Source organism: Ruegeria profundi (assembly GCF_001507545.1).
Taxonomy (GTDB): Bacteria; Pseudomonadota; Alphaproteobacteria; order Rhodobacterales; family Rhodobacteraceae; genus Ruegeria; species Ruegeria profundi.
In genome coordinates, this window is sequence record NZ_LQBP01000006.1 from 139,856 (window position 1) to 157,411 (window position 17,556).

At 56.5% G+C, this 17,556-nt stretch carries 16 protein-coding genes; 14 read left to right on the forward strand and 2 right to left on the reverse strand.

Features of this window, described 5'->3' with window-relative positions; all coding sequences use genetic code 11:
• Positions 1–42 precede the first annotated feature (42 nt).
• From tldD to AVO44_RS12890, 5 genes are all read left to right on the forward strand, one after another.
• Complete coding sequence (gene tldD / locus AVO44_RS12870) at positions 43–1,464, forward strand: metalloprotease TldD (protein ID WP_068337882.1); 1,422 nt, start codon at positions 43–45, stop codon at positions 1,462–1,464.
• A 228-nt stretch (positions 1,465–1,692) separates the two neighbouring features.
• The gene (gene dprA, locus AVO44_RS12875; RefSeq protein ID WP_068337600.1) at positions 1,693–2,820 is read left to right on the forward strand and encodes a DNA-processing protein DprA; all 1,128 of its coding nucleotides are present in this window, start codon (positions 1,693–1,695) and stop codon (positions 2,818–2,820) included.
• 162 nt (positions 2,821–2,982) lie between these two features.
• The gene (gene topA, locus AVO44_RS12880; RefSeq protein WP_068337602.1) at positions 2,983–5,604 is read left to right on the forward strand and encodes a type I DNA topoisomerase; all 2,622 of its coding nucleotides are present in this window, start codon (positions 2,983–2,985) and stop codon (positions 5,602–5,604) included.
• A gap of 100 nt (positions 5,605–5,704) precedes the next feature.
• Positions 5,705–6,409: a CoA transferase subunit A gene (locus AVO44_RS12885; protein WP_068337604.1), complete on the forward strand. Its 705-nt coding sequence runs from the start codon at positions 5,705–5,707 to the stop codon at positions 6,407–6,409.
• Positions 6,409–7,035, forward strand: coding sequence for a CoA transferase subunit B (locus tag AVO44_RS12890; protein WP_068337606.1), 627 nt, complete (start codon positions 6,409–6,411; stop codon positions 7,033–7,035). The genes AVO44_RS12885 and AVO44_RS12890 overlap by 1 nt, the downstream gene beginning before the upstream one ends.
• Positions 7,036–7,078: 43 nt before the next feature.
• On the opposite strand, the gene AVO44_RS12895 is transcribed toward AVO44_RS12890, so the two are convergent.
• The gene (locus AVO44_RS12895; protein ID WP_068337608.1) at positions 7,079–7,945 is read right to left on the reverse strand and encodes a lytic transglycosylase domain-containing protein; all 867 of its coding nucleotides are present in this window, start codon (positions 7,943–7,945) and stop codon (positions 7,079–7,081) included.
• A gap of 351 nt (positions 7,946–8,296) precedes the next feature.
• Between AVO44_RS12895 and AVO44_RS12900 the strand changes: the two genes are divergently transcribed.
• Complete coding sequence (locus AVO44_RS12900) at positions 8,297–8,500, forward strand: Flp family type IVb pilin (RefSeq protein ID WP_068337609.1); 204 nt, start codon at positions 8,297–8,299, stop codon at positions 8,498–8,500.
• 43 nt (positions 8,501–8,543) lie between these two features.
• On the opposite strand, the gene AVO44_RS21060 is transcribed toward AVO44_RS12900, so the two are convergent.
• Positions 8,544–8,867, reverse strand: a complete 324-nt coding sequence (locus tag AVO44_RS21060) for a hypothetical protein (RefSeq protein WP_157769981.1) — start codon at positions 8,865–8,867, stop codon at positions 8,544–8,546.
• Positions 8,868–8,970: 103 nt separating this feature from the next.
• Here AVO44_RS21060 and cpaB point away from each other — a divergent pair, with 103 nt between their 5' ends.
• From cpaB to AVO44_RS12945, 8 genes are all read left to right on the forward strand, one after another.
• The gene (cpaB, locus tag AVO44_RS12910; protein WP_068337612.1) at positions 8,971–9,846 is read left to right on the forward strand and encodes a Flp pilus assembly protein CpaB; all 876 of its coding nucleotides are present in this window, start codon (positions 8,971–8,973) and stop codon (positions 9,844–9,846) included.
• A 191-nt stretch (positions 9,847–10,037) separates the two neighbouring features.
• Entirely contained in the window at positions 10,038–11,444 is a 1,407-nt protein-coding gene (locus AVO44_RS12915; protein ID WP_068337614.1) for a type II and III secretion system protein family protein, read from the forward strand.
• A 16-nt stretch (positions 11,445–11,460) separates the two neighbouring features.
• Positions 11,461–12,090: an OmpA family protein gene (locus AVO44_RS12920; protein ID WP_068337616.1), complete on the forward strand. Its 630-nt coding sequence runs from the start codon at positions 11,461–11,463 to the stop codon at positions 12,088–12,090.
• Positions 12,091–12,285: 195 nt separating this feature from the next.
• Entirely contained in the window at positions 12,286–13,518 is a 1,233-nt protein-coding gene (locus AVO44_RS12925) for a CpaE/TadZ family protein (RefSeq protein ID WP_068337618.1), read from the forward strand.
• 25 nt (positions 13,519–13,543) lie between these two features.
• On the forward strand, positions 13,544–14,977 hold the full coding sequence (locus tag AVO44_RS12930) for a TadA family conjugal transfer-associated ATPase (protein WP_068337620.1): 1,434 nt from the start codon (positions 13,544–13,546) through the stop codon (positions 14,975–14,977).
• A gap of 11 nt (positions 14,978–14,988) precedes the next feature.
• Positions 14,989–15,957 carry a type II secretion system F family protein gene (locus AVO44_RS12935; protein ID WP_068337621.1) on the forward strand — a complete coding sequence of 323 codons (969 nt, stop codon included), beginning with the start codon at positions 14,989–14,991 and terminating at the stop codon, positions 15,955–15,957.
• 10 nt (positions 15,958–15,967) lie between these two features.
• The gene (locus tag AVO44_RS12940; RefSeq protein WP_068337623.1) at positions 15,968–16,948 is read left to right on the forward strand and encodes a type II secretion system F family protein; all 981 of its coding nucleotides are present in this window, start codon (positions 15,968–15,970) and stop codon (positions 16,946–16,948) included.
• Positions 16,949–17,012: 64 nt separating this feature from the next.
• Positions 17,013–17,555 carry a tetratricopeptide repeat protein gene (locus AVO44_RS12945; RefSeq protein ID WP_068337625.1) on the forward strand — a complete coding sequence of 181 codons (543 nt, stop codon included), beginning with the start codon at positions 17,013–17,015 and terminating at the stop codon, positions 17,553–17,555.
• Position 17,556: the final 1 nt, after the last annotated feature.

Consider the following 17,556-nt stretch of genomic DNA (forward strand, 5'->3'; position numbering starts at 1 on the left):
ACGCTATTTTTGATCTGGATCAAACCCGAAAGGCCCCAAGCGATGCCCGACACCCCGTTTCGACCGTTTGAAAGCGTTCTTCCGAAGGACGAAGCGCTTGCGGTTTTGCAATCCGCCACCACCGGGGCCCAGGACGGAGAGCTGTTTGTCGAACGGCGCAAATCCGAGTCTCTGGTCTTTGATGACGGGCGGCTGAAAACCGCATCGTACGACGCGTCCGAAGGGTTCGGCCTGCGGGCGGTTCAGGGTGAGGTTGCGGGATATGCCCATTCCACCGATGTATCGATTCCCGCCCTGAAACGCGCGGCCGAAACGGCGCGGCTTGCTGTGGGGGACGGTGGCGGTACGCTCGCCGAAGCGCCACGCGCGACCAACACCCGGCTGTATACAGACGAAGACCCAATCGAATCCGCCAGCTTCCCGGTGAAAATCGAGACCCTGCGCGAGATCGACGCCTTTGCCCGCGATCTCGACCCGCGGGTCGTGCAGGTCAGCGCGACCATCGCAGCCGCCGTGCAAGAGGTCGAGATTCTGCGCCCGGATGGCGTTATGGTTCGCGATGTGCGACCGATGACCCGCCTGAACATCTCGATCATCGTGGAACAGAACGGTCGCAGGGAAAGCGGTTCGGCTGGCGGGGGTGGGCGCATCGGCCTTGATGGGCTGATCGACCCGTCTGACTGGCAAGACAAAGCGCGTGAGGCGCTGAGGATCGCTCTGGTCAACCTAGACGCTGTCCCTGCGCCAGCTGGCGTGATGGAGGTAGCACTTGGCCCCGGCTGGCCTGGCATCCTGCTGCACGAAGCCATCGGCCATGGGCTGGAAGGCGATTTCAACCGCAAGGGCAGTTCAGCCTTCGCGGGTCTGATGGGGCAACGGATTGCGTCGAAAGGCGTGACCGTCGTGGATGACGGCACCATCGCAGATCGTCGCGGTTCGATCACGGTGGATGATGAGGGCACCCCCAGTTCGCGGACTGTATTGATCGAGGATGGTATCCTGACCGGCTATATGCAGGATCGCCAGAACGCCCGCCTAATGGGGGTGGCCCCAACCGGAAACGGGCGACGTCAAAGCTATGCGCACAAACCTATGCCGCGTATGACAAATACGGTCATGCTGGGCGGAAATGCAGATCCGGCATCGCTGGTCGCGGACATAAAAGATGGTATCTGGGCCGTGGGCTTTGGTGGCGGGCAAGTGGACATCACAAATGGCAAGTTCGTTTTTTCCTGCACCGAGGCGTATCGCGTCGAAAACGGCAAAATCGGCGCCCCGGTCAAAGGGGCGACCCTGATCGGAGACGGTCCCTCGGCTCTGAACCGCATCCGCGGGCTGGGCAATGACATGGCGCTTGATCCGGGCATGGGAACATGCGGCAAGGACGGTCAGTGGGTTCCGGTGGGTGTCGGCCAGCCAACCGTATTGCTGGACGGCCTGACCGTTGGCGGATCGGCGGCTTAAGCAGAATCGGCCCGATACTTAGGTTAACCCCTTACAGCAGTTTGTAGCGGATTATGGCGTCCACCTTGGGAAACACCCAGAGTGAGCGCCACTTTTTTTCTTTATTTCTTAGCTGCTTAAGTGAAATTAACGATGAAGTTCGAGAAAATTTCCGAATAATTTGAGAGGATTCACAAGCTGTTAACCTCCTAAGTCGTAAACCAGTTCTGCAATCAGGCGGAGCAACGGATGACCGAAGAGCAGCTTTCTTCCTATCACCCCACACTCCCACCCACCACGGAAGAGGATCGGTTTTCCTGGCTTCGTCTGTTGCGCTCGCGCAAGGTAGGTCCGGCGACGTTTCGCCGGCTATTGCGAGAACATGGCTCAGCGCAGAACGCGCTGGCTGCGCTGCCTGAAATGGCTCGCGCCGCCGGAATTGAAGGGTATGAAATTTGCCCGCCCGGCGTCATTGAGGCGGAACTCAAGGCTGCAAGGGCTGCAAATGCGCAGCTGTTGTGCCTTGGGTCCGCTGATTTTCCTAATCAACTGAGCGACCTGTCCGACGCCCCCCCTATGCTATGGGCCATCGGTGATGTGTCTATTCTGCGCAAGCCGTCTATCGCGATGGTTGGGGCGCGAAACTGTTCCTCGTTGGGTGCCCGAATGGCGCGCGGTCTGGCGACCGATCTTGGGAAACAGGGGTTTGTTGTAGTTTCGGGGTTGGCCCGCGGAATTGACACATCGGCGCATTTGGCCGCGCTGAGTACAGGCACAGTGGCGGTCATGGCTGGCGGTGTTGATGTCATTTATCCGGCTGAAAACACCGATCTGGCAAGAGACATCGCGCAATCGGGGCTGCGTTTGTCGGAACAACCAATGGGGATAAATCCGCAGGCCCGGCACTTTCCACGTCGCAACCGTATCATCTCGGGTCTGGCTCAGGCGGTTGTGGTGGTCGAGGCTGCGGCAAAATCCGGCAGCCTTATCACCGCCCGCGACGCCTTGGACCAAGGCCGTGAGGTCTTGGCCGTGCCCGGGCACCCCTTCGACGCCCGCGCAGCAGGGTGTAACCTATTGATACGCGATGGGGCAACACTGGTGCGATCCGCTGACGACGTGATCGAGGCGTTGCCGCAGCAGCCAGCAGACCTGTTAGACGCTGTCGAACCTGCAAAACCGTCTCAACCTGCTTTGTCAGGCGCTGCGTTACATAGGGAAATTCTATCCCGACTGGGTCCGTCACCCATTGCCGAAGATCAACTGATCCGCGATATCGCGGCCACGGCGGGTGAGGTTGGCCCGGCTCTGGTCGATCTTGAACTGGACGGGCAAATCCAGCGCCAGCCCGGCGGCTTGTTGTCCCTCACAGCCTGACAGGACCTACTGCTAGTTGCGGCACAAACCGCTACGTCTACACCGCTGAATTCACCTCGAATTCTGCGCGTTCAAAGGAACGCATTGACAATCCGCACTTGCCCCACACATTTTGCACCATCACAGAAGGCGCCCATTGAATTAAGCGAGGTTTCCCCTTAAATGCCTGTAGTTGTTGTAGAATCCCCGGCTAAAGCTAAAACAATCAACAAATATCTTGGCCCCGACTACACGGTTTTGGCATCGTATGGCCATGTGCGCGACCTGCCGCCTAAGGACGGATCCGTCGACCCTGAGCATGAATTCTCGATGAAATGGGAGGTTGGAAATGACAGCCGTAAGCATGTCAAAGCCATCGCAGACGCCCTGAAGGAAGACAATGCGCTGATCCTCGCCACCGACCCCGATCGTGAGGGCGAGGCCATCAGTTGGCACCTGCAGGAAGCACTGACAAAACGGCGCTCAATCAAGAAAGATACCCCTGTTAGTCGGGTGACGTTCAACGCAATCACAAAAGACGCAGTAACCGAGGCTATGCAAAACCCGCGTCAGGTCGACATGCCCTTGGTTGAGGCTTATCTGGCCCGCCGGGCGTTGGATTATCTTGTGGGGTTCAACCTGTCTCCGGTCTTGTGGCGCAAGCTACCGGGCGCAAAGTCAGCCGGGCGCGTGCAATCTGTGTGTCTGCGTTTGATTGTTGAGCGCGAGATGGAGATTGAGGCGTTCAAACCGGTTGAATACTGGTCGGTCCGCGCGTTGTTTGAAACACCACGCGGGCAGACCTACGAAGCTCGGCTTGTTACCTATGCTGGCAAAAAGCTGGACAAACACGACCTTAAAGATGCCACCCAGGCTGAGTTGGCAGTGCAGGCCATCACCAGCCGAGCGCTCAGTGTTACCTCGGTCGAGGCCAAACCCGCCGCGCGTAACCCCAGCGCGCCTTTCATGACTTCGACCCTGCAGCAAGAGGCCAGCCGCAAGTTCGGCATGGGCGCGCGACACGCAATGCAGGTGGCGCAACGCCTCTACGAGGCTGGTTACATCACCTATATGCGAACCGATGGCATCGACATGGCGCCTGAGGCCGTGGCTTCGGCCCGGGATGCAATCAAAGACCGCTATGGTCCGGAATATGTGCCCGACAGCCCGCGCATGTATAAGAATAAGGCCAAGAACGCGCAGGAAGCCCACGAATGTATCCGGCCTACGGATATGTCGCGCGATGCAAAGGCGCTGAAGGTTACAGATGAAGATCAGCGTAAACTGTATGACCTGATCTGGAAGCGTACCATCGCCTGCCAGATGGCCGCCGCGCGGCTTGAGAGGACCACGGTTGAAATCGGCAGCGATGACGGTCAGGTTGGCCTGCGCGCGACGGGTCAGGTGGTCTTGTTCGACGGTTTCATGCGTGTCTATGAAGAGGGTCGCGACGACGTTGTCGATGATGACGAAAAGCGCCTTCCGCAGATCATGCAAGGTGATCCGGCACCTTTCGCCAAAGCCTCATTGCGGGATCAATTCACCAAAGCGACCGCAGACGACAAATCTGCCGTTCTGTCCGAAAACGAGGCCGTTTTGGCCCTGCAACACCACACGCAACCACCGCCACGCTATACCGAGGCGACCCTGGTCAAACGAATGGAGGAGCTGGGGATCGGGCGTCCCTCGACCTATGCGTCAATCGTAACCACGATCCAGGACCGGGAGTATGTGCGCAAGGACAAGAACCGCCTGATTCCAGAAGAAAAAGGACGGATCGTCACTATCTTCCTGCTCAATTTCTTCCGGCAATATGTTGGATATGAATTTACCGCCAACCTTGAAGAACAGTTGGACGATGTCAGCGCCGGAGACCGCGACTACAAAGACCTGCTGGGCAAATTCTGGCGCGACTTCTCGGCCGCGATTGGCGAGACGTCCGAGCTGCGCATTTCAGAAGTTCTCAGCAAGCTGGACGAGGCATTGGCCCCACAGCTTTATCCCCCACGCGAGGATGGGTCTGACCCGCGTATATGCCCAAAATGCGGTGTCGGTCAGCTGCACCTGAAAACCTCACGAACCGGTGGTTTCGTGGGTTGTGGCAACTATCCGGAATGTACCTACACACGTCCTATTGCCGGGGAAGGCGCCGAGGGGGACGAGCGTCTGCTGGGCGAAGACGCAGGTGATGAGATCTGGCTGAAGTCAGGCCGCTTTGGCCCTTATGTGCAGCGTGGCGAGCCCACGCCAGAAAACAAGAAGCCCCCGCGCGCGTCCCTGCCGCGCGGGTGGAACAAGGATGACATGGATCTGGACAAAGCGCTGACGTTGCTGTCCCTGCCCCGCCAGATCGGTGAGCATCCCGATGGGGGCATGATCACTTCGAACTTTGGACGGTTCGGCCCGTATCTGATGCATCAACTGCCCGATGAGGCCAAGCCGGTCTATGCCAACCTCAAGGACCCCAACGATGTGTTCGAGATTGGCATGAACCGCGCCGTTGAGTTGCTGGCCGAAAAACGAGCCAACCCGGGGCGGCGTGGACAGGCCGCCAAACCCTTGAAAGATCTGGGCGAACACCCAGATGGCGGCGCTATGCAGGTTTTTGAGGGGCGATATGGACCCTACGTGAAATGGGAAAAGGTTAATGCGACGATCCCCAAGGATATCAAGCCCGAGGACGTAACGCAGGAAATGGCCATCGAATTGGTGAATGAACGGGCCGCGAATAAGGGAACCAAGAAAAAGGCTGCGCCCAAGAAAAAAGCCACCACCAAGAAAACAACCAAGAAGGCTGCCACTTAAGGGCCTTTAGGTAGAAATACCACCACCGACCTGGATTCGTTGACTTCCCCGAGACGTGGCGGCACAACCTGCCCATCACCACGTCATTGGGGGAGTTTCCATGAAGAAAATCTATGCCAATGCCGCCGAAGCACTTGATGGGGTGCTGACGGATGGCATGCTGATTGCCGCAGGCGGGTTCGGCCTGTGCGGCATACCCGAACTGCTGTTAGAGGCGATCAAGGACTCAGGCGCTCAGGATCTGACATTTGCGTCGAACAATGCGGGGGTCGATGACTTCGGCATCGGCATTCTATTGCAGACAAAGCAGGTCAAGAAAATGATCAGCTCATATGTCGGCGAGAACGCGGAATTCATGCGTCAGTACCTGTCCGGTGAGCTAGAGTTGGAGTTCAACCCTCAGGGAACCCTGGCCGAACGCATGCGTGCCGGCGGTGCGGGCATCCCCGGCTTCTATACAAAGACGGGTGTAGGCACCGTGATCGCCGAAGGGAAAGAGCACAAGGATTTCAACGGCGAAACCTATATCATGGAAGAAGGCATTTTTGCCGATCTGGCCATTGTCAAAGCGTGGAAAGCCGACGACACCGGCAACCTGATCTTCCGTAAAACCGCGCGCAACTTCAATGTTCCGGCTGCAACCTGCGGCAAGATCTGCATCGCCGAGGTAGAGGAGATCGTACCGCGCGGCTCGCTGGACCCCGACGCCATCCACCTGCCCGGCATCTACGTGCACCGCATCATTCAGGGTGATCACGAAAAGCGCATCGAACAGCGCACCACCCGCAAGAAGGAGGACGCATAATGCCTTGGGACCGAAATCAGATGGCCGCGCGCGCGGCGCAAGAGCTGGAAGACGGTATGTATGTGAACCTCGGCATCGGTATCCCGACGCTGGTGGCAAACTATGTAGGTGATAAGGACATCACCTTGCAATCCGAGAACGGCATGCTGGGCATGGGCCCCTTTCCGTTCGAGGGTGAGGAAGACCCGGACCTGATCAATGCGGGCAAGCAAACGATCACCGAACTGGCCCGCACGGCCTATTTCGACAGCGCGACCTCATTTGCCATGATCCGCGGCGGCAAGATCGCAGCCGCGATTCTGGGTGCCATGGAAGTGGATGAGAAAGGTGATCTTGCCAACTGGATGATCCCCGGAAAGCTGGTCAAAGGCATGGGCGGCGCGATGGACCTTGTGGCTGGTGTCGGCCGCGTGATCGTCGTTATGGATCACACGAATAAGCACGGCGACTCGAAGGTGCTGAAAGAATGCACGCTGCCGCTGACCGGTAAAGGTGTTGTGGATCGCATCATCACCAACCTGGGCGTACTGGACGTGGTCGAGGGCGGCCTCAAGATCGTTGAACTGGCCGATGGCGTCAGTGAGGACGAGATGCGCGCGGCGACCGAAGCCACAATCGTCAACTGACCATACCAATTGAAGAAGGCCCGCTGTTTTTTAGCGGGTCTTTTCAGTTTGTGGTCTGGAAAACGCAGCCGTCCGAGATCAGCTCGGGCGGGGTTGAACACAAGGCTTTGGCGATCTGAAAAGCTGCCAGCACTTTGGGCACATAGTCTCTTGTCTCGGCATAAGGCGGCACACCGCTATGCTTGCGCACTGCGCCCTCCCCGGCATTGTATCCCGCCAGAACGAGGATCGGGTCATTTCCGAACTCGCCCATCAGCCAGTTGAGGTATTTCACCCCGCCCGAGATATTCTGCGCGGGCTGGAAACTGTCGCGCACGCCAAAACGTTTGGCCGTCGCGGGCATCAACTGCATCAAGCCTTGCGCGCCTGCTTGGCTCACCGCGTCCGCCCGCCCCGCCGATTCCACCGCGATTACGGCCAGAACCAGGGCAGGCGAGACGTTCGTCCCCACGGTCGAGCGTAGAATCTCGACCCCCTGCTGTTGCGCGATGTTCTGAAGGGTCTGTAGCCGCGGTGAGGCCACGTTTGTTGCCGCCAGGGCATTTATGGCTTCATTCAACCTCCAAGCGCCTGCCTCGGCCAATGCGGGTGAGATTTTGTCCCAAAAGGCTTTGTAAGACCCAACCGGTTTGGCCCCTGTTCCTGCGTCTGGCGCAGATGGGGGTACGACCTTGGTGCGCGCGATAATTTCGGGAATGACGATCTCTGTTCCCGTGCTGGGCGCGAAGGGGGCTGCGGCGTGTTCCTCGGGTGAAATCTGGATGGTGATCCTAGGCGTTGTTCCTGGCTTGGGCGCCTTTACTCTTTTATAAACGCCTCTGGGCTCAATCTCGTTTGCGACGACAGGCAGAGGTCCTGTCATCGTAAACGCCAAAATGCCGGCGCAGCTTATCGCGTCCCGGAGTTTCATTTGCCTGCCTCGTGCTTTTCTTTTTTGCCATTTCAAGCGCGAATCCCGTTGTAAAGCCAGAGAAACACGCCGAAATGGGGCAATTTCGCCTCATTTGGAGCAATTTTGCATCGGCAACAGAGGATGACCCCAACACTTTCGAATTTTTATTTGTTTATTTTCAGCCGGTTAGAAAAACTCCTACCAAAAAGTTAAGCCTGAAAGGAAAAAAACGGTGTTTGGCCCAATTCCTGCCATGCCTGACAGGCAAACATAATGCCATACCGAGTGGGTCGGGAGCGGACTGAGAGAGAAAGCTCTGTAAAGACGCCGAGGTTTATTAGACTTTTGATCCTTTAGGAGGGACGTAACATGATCAAGTTCATCAAGAACTTCCGCAAAGACGAAGACGGCGCCGTAACAGTTGACTGGGTCGTTCTGACCGCAGCTATCGTTGGTCTGGCCGCAGTTGCTTACAACGCAATCGGTACCGGCACGGGTACACTGTCGACCAATGTTGGCACCGAAATCTCGGGCACCACAGTCCAAGACATCGACACCAATTTCGCTGACTAAGCATCGGCTAATCTAGTCGTTGAAGCGAATCTATATGGTGGGGTCATGCTTGTTCAGGCTTGGCCCCCTTTTTTTTAGGCTGAGTAAATTTGGTGCTCCTATGTTGAAAAGAGTTAAACTTTTTCTGGAACATGAATCTGGAGCTGTCACGGTTGATTGGGTTGTGCTGACCGCCGCAATCGTTGGATTCGGTTTTTTCATTGGTCTTTACATTGCAGAGCCTGTGAAGAGTTTGGATGCCAAGAACGGCGCGGCCGTTTCCTCGGTTGTAGTTTACGACATCAACACTGACTTTTCCGGCACCACCGATCCTTGATTGGGGATCGTTGCTGAATCGTTGCAGCGTTACAATCACGAAATTAATCAAGATTGTCCCCCTTTTCGACACAATTTACGATTACGAAGACCTAAGCTTCATCGTAGTGTTGCGATGAACTGACTGGAATAGAGAGTAATACGAGGGGACGTAAATGCGTGCAGTATTTGGACTTGTCCTGATTATCGGGGTGGCTTTGGCCGGGGGTGCCGTCTATTTGGCGCGCGATTACATCACACAGCATCAGGCTCAACTCGCCGCCGAACGGCAGGCCGCGCAAGAGGCGCTGGAAAACGCTGCTTTGGCCGGCACCACCGGCGTTATTGTTTCCAACCGGACTATGAAATACGGCGAACGCCTTTCAGAAGAAGACGTGCGCATTGTGAATTGGCCTGATGAGGCAATCCCCGAAGGCAGCTTCGTGGACATGGCAGTATTGTTCCCTGAAAACGCCAACGGAGACCGATTCGTCCTGAGAACCATGGAAAAGGACGAGGCCCTGATGGAGGTCAAAGTCACCAAACCCGGAGAGTCGGCGGGTCTGACCTCGCAACTTGAAAAAGGTATGCGCGCTTTCGCCATCAGTGTCGATGTCGCATCCGGTGTGTCCGGCTTTTTGCGCCCTGGCGACAGTGTTGATGTCTATTGGACAGGAACCGTCAGCAGCAACTACGACGGCGGCGGCACCGAAATCACGCGTCTGATTCAAACCAATATCGAGCTGATCGCAGTCGATCAAACCGCCGGTACAGATCTGACCGGCGCAACGATCGCACGTACTGTGACAGTTGCTGCAACCCCGGAACAAATCGCGGCTCTTGCACAAGCGCAGAATACCGGTCGGCTTTCGCTGGCCTTGGTTGGCGTGCAGGATGACACGGTGTCTGCTGCAGTTGAGGTGGACCAACGTAAACTACTGAATATCCAAGAGGCTGCCCCTGCTCCTGTCGAGGCGGAGGAGAGAAAATGCTTCACCAATATTCGGCGTGGCGCAGAGATCGTACAAACTCCGATTCCCTGTACAAACTGACGTTAAATCAGAGATTTACGGATGCAAGCCGCGCCAGATGCGCGGCTTGCGTCATTTTGCATGTTGCGGAATACCCACATAAGGAAAATTCCAGAAACCCTTGATTATTGCAATAAATTCGGAATTCGCGCAGTGTTGTCGCACATAGGGCATCAGACCCAAAACGAGGCGTGATCGGAGAGGCAGGTCACATGAAAATACGTTCCTGGATCAGCGCAACCCTTTTTGGGTTGGCGCTTATAGTCGGTCCGGTCGGTCACACGGCCTGGGCTGAAACTTTACGCGTGGTGAAGAATGGCACGGCTGAAACGCTGGACGTGCCGATGAACCGCGCAATCGTAGTAGAAAGCGAAACACCGTTTGCAGAACTCAGCATCGCCAACGCTGGCATTGCTGATATTTCGTCGCTTTCGGATCGGACAATCTATGTTTTGGGTAAAGCCCCTGGCCTGACCACGCTGACCCTTTTTGACGGTGCGGGAAACCTGCTGGCGAATGTTCGGGTCCGCGTCTCTCCGGATGTATCGGAGTTTAAAGAGCGGTTGCGGCAAATCCTGCCGGGTGAGCCGATCGAAGTTCGGACCGCCAATGACGGCATTGTGCTGTCTGGCACGATTTCAAGCAGCGCAAAACTGGCCCGCGCGCTTGAACTGGCCGAACGTTACGCGCCCGAGCGTGTTTCGAACCTCATGTCGGTGGGGGGCGTTCAGCAGGTCATGCTGAAAGTGCGCTTTGCCGAGATGAACCGTTCGGTAGCCAAAAGTCTGACCGCATCGCTGGGCTTCGGTGGCAGCGACGTAACTGGTGGCTTTAACACGCTGAACAACCAAGGCGCGTTAACCAATGCCCTGAACAACAACATTCCTTTTGTGCAAACAAACACTGGCGCGGTCCTGTTCGGCTTTGGTTCCGGATCAACGCAAGTGCGTTTGTTGCTGGAGGCGCTTGAAGCCAAAGGTCTTGCGCGCAGCTTGGCAGAGCCCAACCTGTCGGCATTGTCAGGGCAGGAAGCAACCTTCCTGGCAGGGGGTGAAGTACCCATCCCGGTTCCACAGGACGACGGCGTTATTGCCATTGAGTACAAGACGTTTGGTGTCGAAATCGACTTTATTCCGCGTGTTGTGGACGGCGACTTGATCAACCTTGAACTGGCGGCAGCCGTTTCGGCAATCGACAACAGCTCGAACTTCACCATCCAGGGCGATACCGTGCCCAGCTTTGTGACCCGTCAAACCAGTACAACCATTGAACTGCGCGACGGTGAAAGCTTTGCGATTGCTGGCCTGATCCAAGATGATTTCAGCGATCTGAACAGCCAGGTGCCGTGGCTCGGTGACGTCCCGGTGCTGGGTGCCCTGTTCCGCAGTGCGGAGTATCAGCGTCAGCAGAGCGAGCTCGTGATCATCATCACTGCGCACCTTGTTTCGCCGACGCGTGGCGAGGCGCTGGCATTGCCCACCGATCGGGTCAAACCGCCAAGCGAATTTGATCTGTTCGTGAATGGCAGGGTCGGTCGTACAACGCGTCCGGGTTCTGGCGCAGCCTCAGAAGTGGCCAAACAGGACTTTGGCAGTTCTTACGGCTACGTTCTGGATTGATAGGAGGATAGGACCAATGCAGAAGTGGATCATCACACTGGGTCTTTCGGTCGCTGTCGCCGCATGTACGCGTGAGGCCGGGTACGAAGTTGACCAAGGCGCTTTCGGAAACGCAACGCTGAACAACGTTCAGGTCATGAACGGCGAACTGAGCTATGCCCAGATTCTGGGTCAGCGGTTCGCAGCCGAGGTTCCAACGCAAATCAACTTTGCCTTCGACAGCGCTCAGCTGGATGCGACGGCTCAGCGGATCTTGTTGCGGCAGGCCGCATGGATCAAGCAGTTCCCCGAAGCACGGTTCCGGGTTTACGGGCACACCGACGCTGTTGGCACATCGGCTTACAACAAAGCTCTGGGCCAGCGACGGGCCAATGCAGCGGTTGCCTTCCTGACTCAGCAGGGCATCTCGCGGTCGCGCCTTGAAGGCGTTGTGTCCTTCGGTAAGTACCGTCCGTTGATTGACACGCCGAACCGCGACCGGCGCAACCGCCGTACCGTGACTGAAGTGTCCGGCTTTGTAGATGGCAACCCGCTGGTTCTCGACGGCAAATATGCCGCGATTGTGTACCGTGAGTATGTGGAAAGCGCGACCTACGAGTCGCAGCTGCGTAGCCAGACCGCAGTTGGTACTACATCTGAACAATAATCCAGAATTGGGCGACATCGTCGCCCAATTCCCTACAATTGGTTCTTTTGCGCCCAATTCTTGCCCAAGTTCCAAGCCACATTTTCTACAATTAGATGACTTGTGGCCTGAAAAGGCCGCAACGGGGCAAAGGCGAACCAGACAGAATCTGCGGGTTCACTGGCTTGGTCTGCTCTCGCAACAAGGAATATGTTAATGACGAGCGCATCGCCACAAGATGACAAGAACGCCATTCTGGCTTGCACAATAAGCCGTGACGTCCAAAATTTCGACCTTCTGATCGAGGATATGGAGGTCGCGCTGGGAGAGCGATGGGGCGACCTGGGCTTTGCCGAAGCCCTTGCGTTTTTCAGTCAGCCCGACGCTGATTCCCTGGAATTTGTCGCCTTGGCGATTGATGGCGAAGATGAAGATAACCTGTCCCTGATGGGCGAAATCATCACCCGCGCCAAGGAAAAAGGCATCAAGATCGTCCTGATCGCCGAGGATGTCACGCCCGCCTCTTTACACCAGTTGCTGCGCAAGGGCGCAGATGAGTTTGTCCCCTACCCTCTGCCCGAGGGCGAGTTGCAGGAAGCCATTGACCGAATGAACCGGCCTGATCCGGTCGCCGTTCAACCGGCGGCGGCACCGCTGGCACAGGGCGCATCGAAAGAGGGTGCTTTGTTCGTGGTACATGGGCTGGCCGGTGGGGTGGGCTCAACCACGATGGCGGTCAATCTGGCTTGGGAACTGGCCACGGTCTCGGACAAGGATGCGCCGTCCGTATGCCTGTTGGATCTGGATCTGCAATTCGGCACGATTTCGACCTATCTGGACCTGCCGCGACGCGAAACGGTTTTTGAAATGCTGTCAGACACTTCGTCCATGGATGACGACGTGTTCTCGCAAGCGCTCCAGACATACGAAGACAAGCTACACGTTTTGACGGCGCCGTCGGACATCGTGCCGCTGGACCTGATTACCCCCGAAGATATCCAGCGTGTGATCGACATTGCACGCAAGAATTTTGATTATGTCATCGTGGATATGCCTTCGACCCTGGTTCTTTGGTCCGAAACGGTTCTTCAGGCCGCGCATGTGTACTTTGCCATGATCGAACTGGACATGCGTTCGGCTCAGAACGCGCTGCGTCTGAAACGCGCGCTTCAGGCCGAGGAACTGCCGTTCAATAAATTGCGCTTTGCTTTGAACCGAGCCCCGAAATTCACCGATCTGAACGGTAAGGGCCGGGTTAAGCGGATGGGCGAAAGCCTGGGTATTTCCATCGACCTGCAACTGCCCGATGGCGGCAAGCCGGTTTTGCAAAGTGGCGACCACGGACAGCCTTTGGCCAACGCGGCCGCCAAGAATCCGCTGCGCCGCGAAATCCAAAAACTTGCGAAGTCACTTCACAGTTTGGGCAGCAGCGACGCTGAGGCCGCGTAACCAGTATTAAAGGGAGAGAGCCGCCGTGTTTTCACGTTACAAGAAGCAGCCCGAAGCGCAGCCGGTTCAGACCCCGGTGGCGGCGCCCGCACCTGCTACCGAAAAAAAACCAGCGACCACAGCTGTCGCCCGTCGACCAGTACAGAAAAAACCGGCCGAACCTGCCGGTACAGATCGTGATCGCAAGCGCAAAGAGCGTCTTGGCGAAATCAAGATCGAACTGCACCGCGAATTGCTGGAAAACCTGAACCTTGCAGCCCTTGAAAATGCTGGCGAGGCCGAGTTGCGCGCTGAAATCAGTGCGATTGCCAGCGAAGTTCTGGAATCGCGCAATATCGTCCTGAACCGCGAGGATCGCACGCAGCTGAACAAAGAGCTGTATGACGAGGTAACGGGCCTGGGCCCGCTTGAAACCTTACTGCAGGACGACACGGTCAACGATATTCTGGTCAACGGCCCTCAGCAGATCTTTGTAGAACGCAACGGCAAGCTGGAAATCAGCGACATCACTTTCAAGGATGAAAAGCACCTGATGCGGATCATCGACAAGATCGTGTCCGCCGTGGGTCGCCGTGTCGATGAATCCAACCCTTACGTCGACGCCCGTCTGGCCGACGGTTCACGTTTCAACGCGATGGTGCCGCCAATTGCGGTGGATGGGTCTCTGGTCTCGATTCGTAAGTTCAAGAAGGACAAGCTGGGCATTGATGACCTAGTAAATTTTGGTGCCTTCACCGAAGAAATGGCCGCCTATCTTCAGGCCGCCGTGTCCACCCGACTGAACATCATCGTTTCCGGCGGTACGGGTTCGGGTAAAACGACCACGCTGAACGCCCTGTCGAGCTTTATCGACGACGCCGAGCGTATCCTGACCATCGAGGACACGGCGGAACTGCAGCTGCAACAGACCCATGTGGGACGGATGGAAAGCCGTCCGCCCAACGTGGAAGGCAAAGGCGAAGTCAGCCCGCGCGACTGTCTGAAAAACGCCCTGCGTATGCGCCCCGACCGTATCATCGTGGGCGAGACACGTGGCGCCGAGGTGATTGACATGCTGCAGGCCATGAACACGGGCCACGATGGTTCGATGACCACCATTCACGCCAACTCGGCACGGGACGGTATTTCACGTCTTGAGAACATGATCGCAATGGCCGGGATCGAAATGCCGATCAAGGCGGTTCGCAGTCAGATTTCAAGCGCTGTGAACCTGATCGTTCAGGCCAGCCGTCTGCAAGACGGTTCGCGCCGCATGACCTCGATCACCGAGATTACGGGCATGGAAGGCGACGTGATTTCAATGCAGGAAATCTTTAAATTCCAACGCGTTGGATTGACACCTGACAACAAGATCATTGGGCACTTCACCGCCACCGGCGTGCGCAGCCACTTTTCCGAGCGCTTCCGTCTGTGGGGTTTTGATCTGCCCGCTTCGGTCTATGAACCAACGACTATGTAGGAGATCTGACAATGCAACTGCCTGTTGAGGCGCTCATTTATGTCGTGATCTTCGCTGCGGTTTTCGCGTTGGTCGAAGGTATCTATCTGGTGGCGTTCGGCAAATCCATAAGCCTGAACAGCCGCGTGAACCGACGTCTGGATATGCTCGAAAAAGGCGTCGGACGAGAGCAAGTCCTGGAACAGCTGCGCAAAGAAATGCAGCAGCATATGAAGACGCAGAGCATCCCGCTTTATTCGCTGCTTGCTGACAAGGCGCAAAAGGCGGCGATCGCTTTCACCCCCCGGCAATTGATCTTGGTCATGGTCCTACTGTCAGGCTTTGCCTTTGTGGGGCTGAGCATCGGCACAGCAACCGAGATGCTTCTACGGGTGGCGCTGTCCGTCTTTATCGGCGTCGGCGGCGTCTACGTATGGGTTAATCGCAAAGCCAACAAGCGCATGAGCATGATGGAAGAGCAACTGCCAGACGCGGTTGAGCTTATGGTGCGGTCCCTGCGCGTGGGTAACCCGTTTGTGTCGTCCATTCAGATTGTCGCGAACGAGGTCCAGGATCCGCTGGGTACCGAATTTGGCGTAATCGCAGATGAATGCGCCTATGGCCGTGACGTGGGTGAGGCATTGAAGGATCTGGCCGAACGTCTGGACATGCAGGATCTTCGGTTTTTGGCCGTTGCTGTCGGTATTCAGCAGCAATCGGGCGGTAACCTGGCCGAAATTCTGGCCGGTCTGGCCAAAGTGATCCGGGCGCGCTTCCGCCTTTTCCGCAGGGTTAAGGCGATCACGGCCGAGGCACAGTGGTCCGGCAAGTTTCTGTCCGGCTTCCCGCTATTCTGTCTGGTGTTCATTCTGGTGACGGACCCGGGCTACTATGACGACGTGATCGATCACCCGTATTTCATCCCGGCCTGTTTCTTTGTTGGCATCATGCTGACAGTGAACCTGATCGTGATGCGCGTTCTTACAAACATCAAGGTCTGAGGGGATTACGATGGAAATTCTGGGCCCATTCAACGACCTGATCAAACAGTATCTTGGTGAATTCGGACCGCTTATCCTGGTCGGAGTTTTGGGACTGATCATGATCCTGATCGCCCTCACACTGATCATGAAGCAACCGGAAGACCCGCTGAAAAAGCTTCAAAGATCGACCGCAGCGCCAAAGCAGGACAAGAAAACCAAGAAAGACAAGCTGCGCACCGCCAGCCGCAACGAGCAGCTTGAAAAATTCGCCACATTCCTTGAACCGCAAAACGAGGATGAACTGTCGGCGATGGAGCTCAAGCTGCGGCAAGCCGGGTATCACTCGAAAGACGCGGTCCGCTTTTTCCATTTTGCGCAATTCGCGCTGGGTATCACTGGTATCCTGTTTGGCGTTTTGTTGGTGACTGTTCTGTCGGGCGGTCAGGAATTCACGGCGCAACAAATGGCGATCCGTGTTCTGGTTCCTGCCGCTGCGGGGTATTTTCTGCCGCGCTACTGGATCACGCGGCGCGTTGATGAGCGTAAAGAAGCAATTACGTCAGGCTTTCCCGATACGCTGGACCTGATGCTGGTCTGTGTCGAGGCCGGTCAATCGCTGGATCAGGCTATCGTGCGCGTTGCGGGCGAAATGAAGGCGTCATACCCAGATATCGCACAAGAATTCGAAGTCGTGGCCTACGAACTTAAGGCCGGTAAAGACAAAGACACCGTTCTGCGCGATTTCGGAACCCGCTGCGGTGTGCAGGATGTCAGCTCATTTGTGACGGTGATGATCCAGTCGGCCACGTTCGGTACTTCGATCGCCGAAGCACTAAGGGTATACGCGGGTGAAATGCGCGACAAACGCGTTATGCGCGCCGAAGAAGCCGCGAACAAGTTGCCAACCAAGATGACGCTTGCCACAATGATCCTAACGGTGCCGCCCTTGCTTGTCATTCTGGTCGGGCCGTCGGCGAAAGGGATCGCTGATTTTGCAGCGGGCAATTGATAACCCATTACTGTCAGGCTTCAGGCGCATTCAACCGTGGATACGCCGTCCTTTAAAGGCCGCCATGGTGATCGCCATGGTGGCCTCTTGCACAGAAACGGGGCTGCCCGATGATCTGAACGCCCCAGGGATCGACCCGAAAGGTGAAAGCGTAGATGAGATCACCGTCGGAAATCGGCTAATGGCATCCGGTGAGTACGAACTGGCGTTGGATGCATTTACACGCGCCGCGCTGGACCAGGGGATGACGACGCAGATATTGACATCTATGGGGACGGCCAATCTGGGCCTCAGGCGTCTGGGGCAGGCCGAAACCCTGCTGCGTCGCGCCGTCAAAGATGACCCCGAATGGCCCGTTGCCTGGAACAATCTGGGTGTTTTACTGATGGAAAAGGGTGAATACCCCGAGGCTGCACAGGTCTTTAAACGCGCCTATGCGTTGGACAATGGCGAAAGTGACGCAATCCGCGACAATTTACGCTTGGCACTCGCAAAAATGGAAAATCCTGTTAATAATACCGCTGAACTACAAGAATTTACGCTGGAGCAGCAAGGCGACGGGCAATTTAAGCTGCGCAGGCTCCCGCAACATGGGCAAGAGCAGTAAG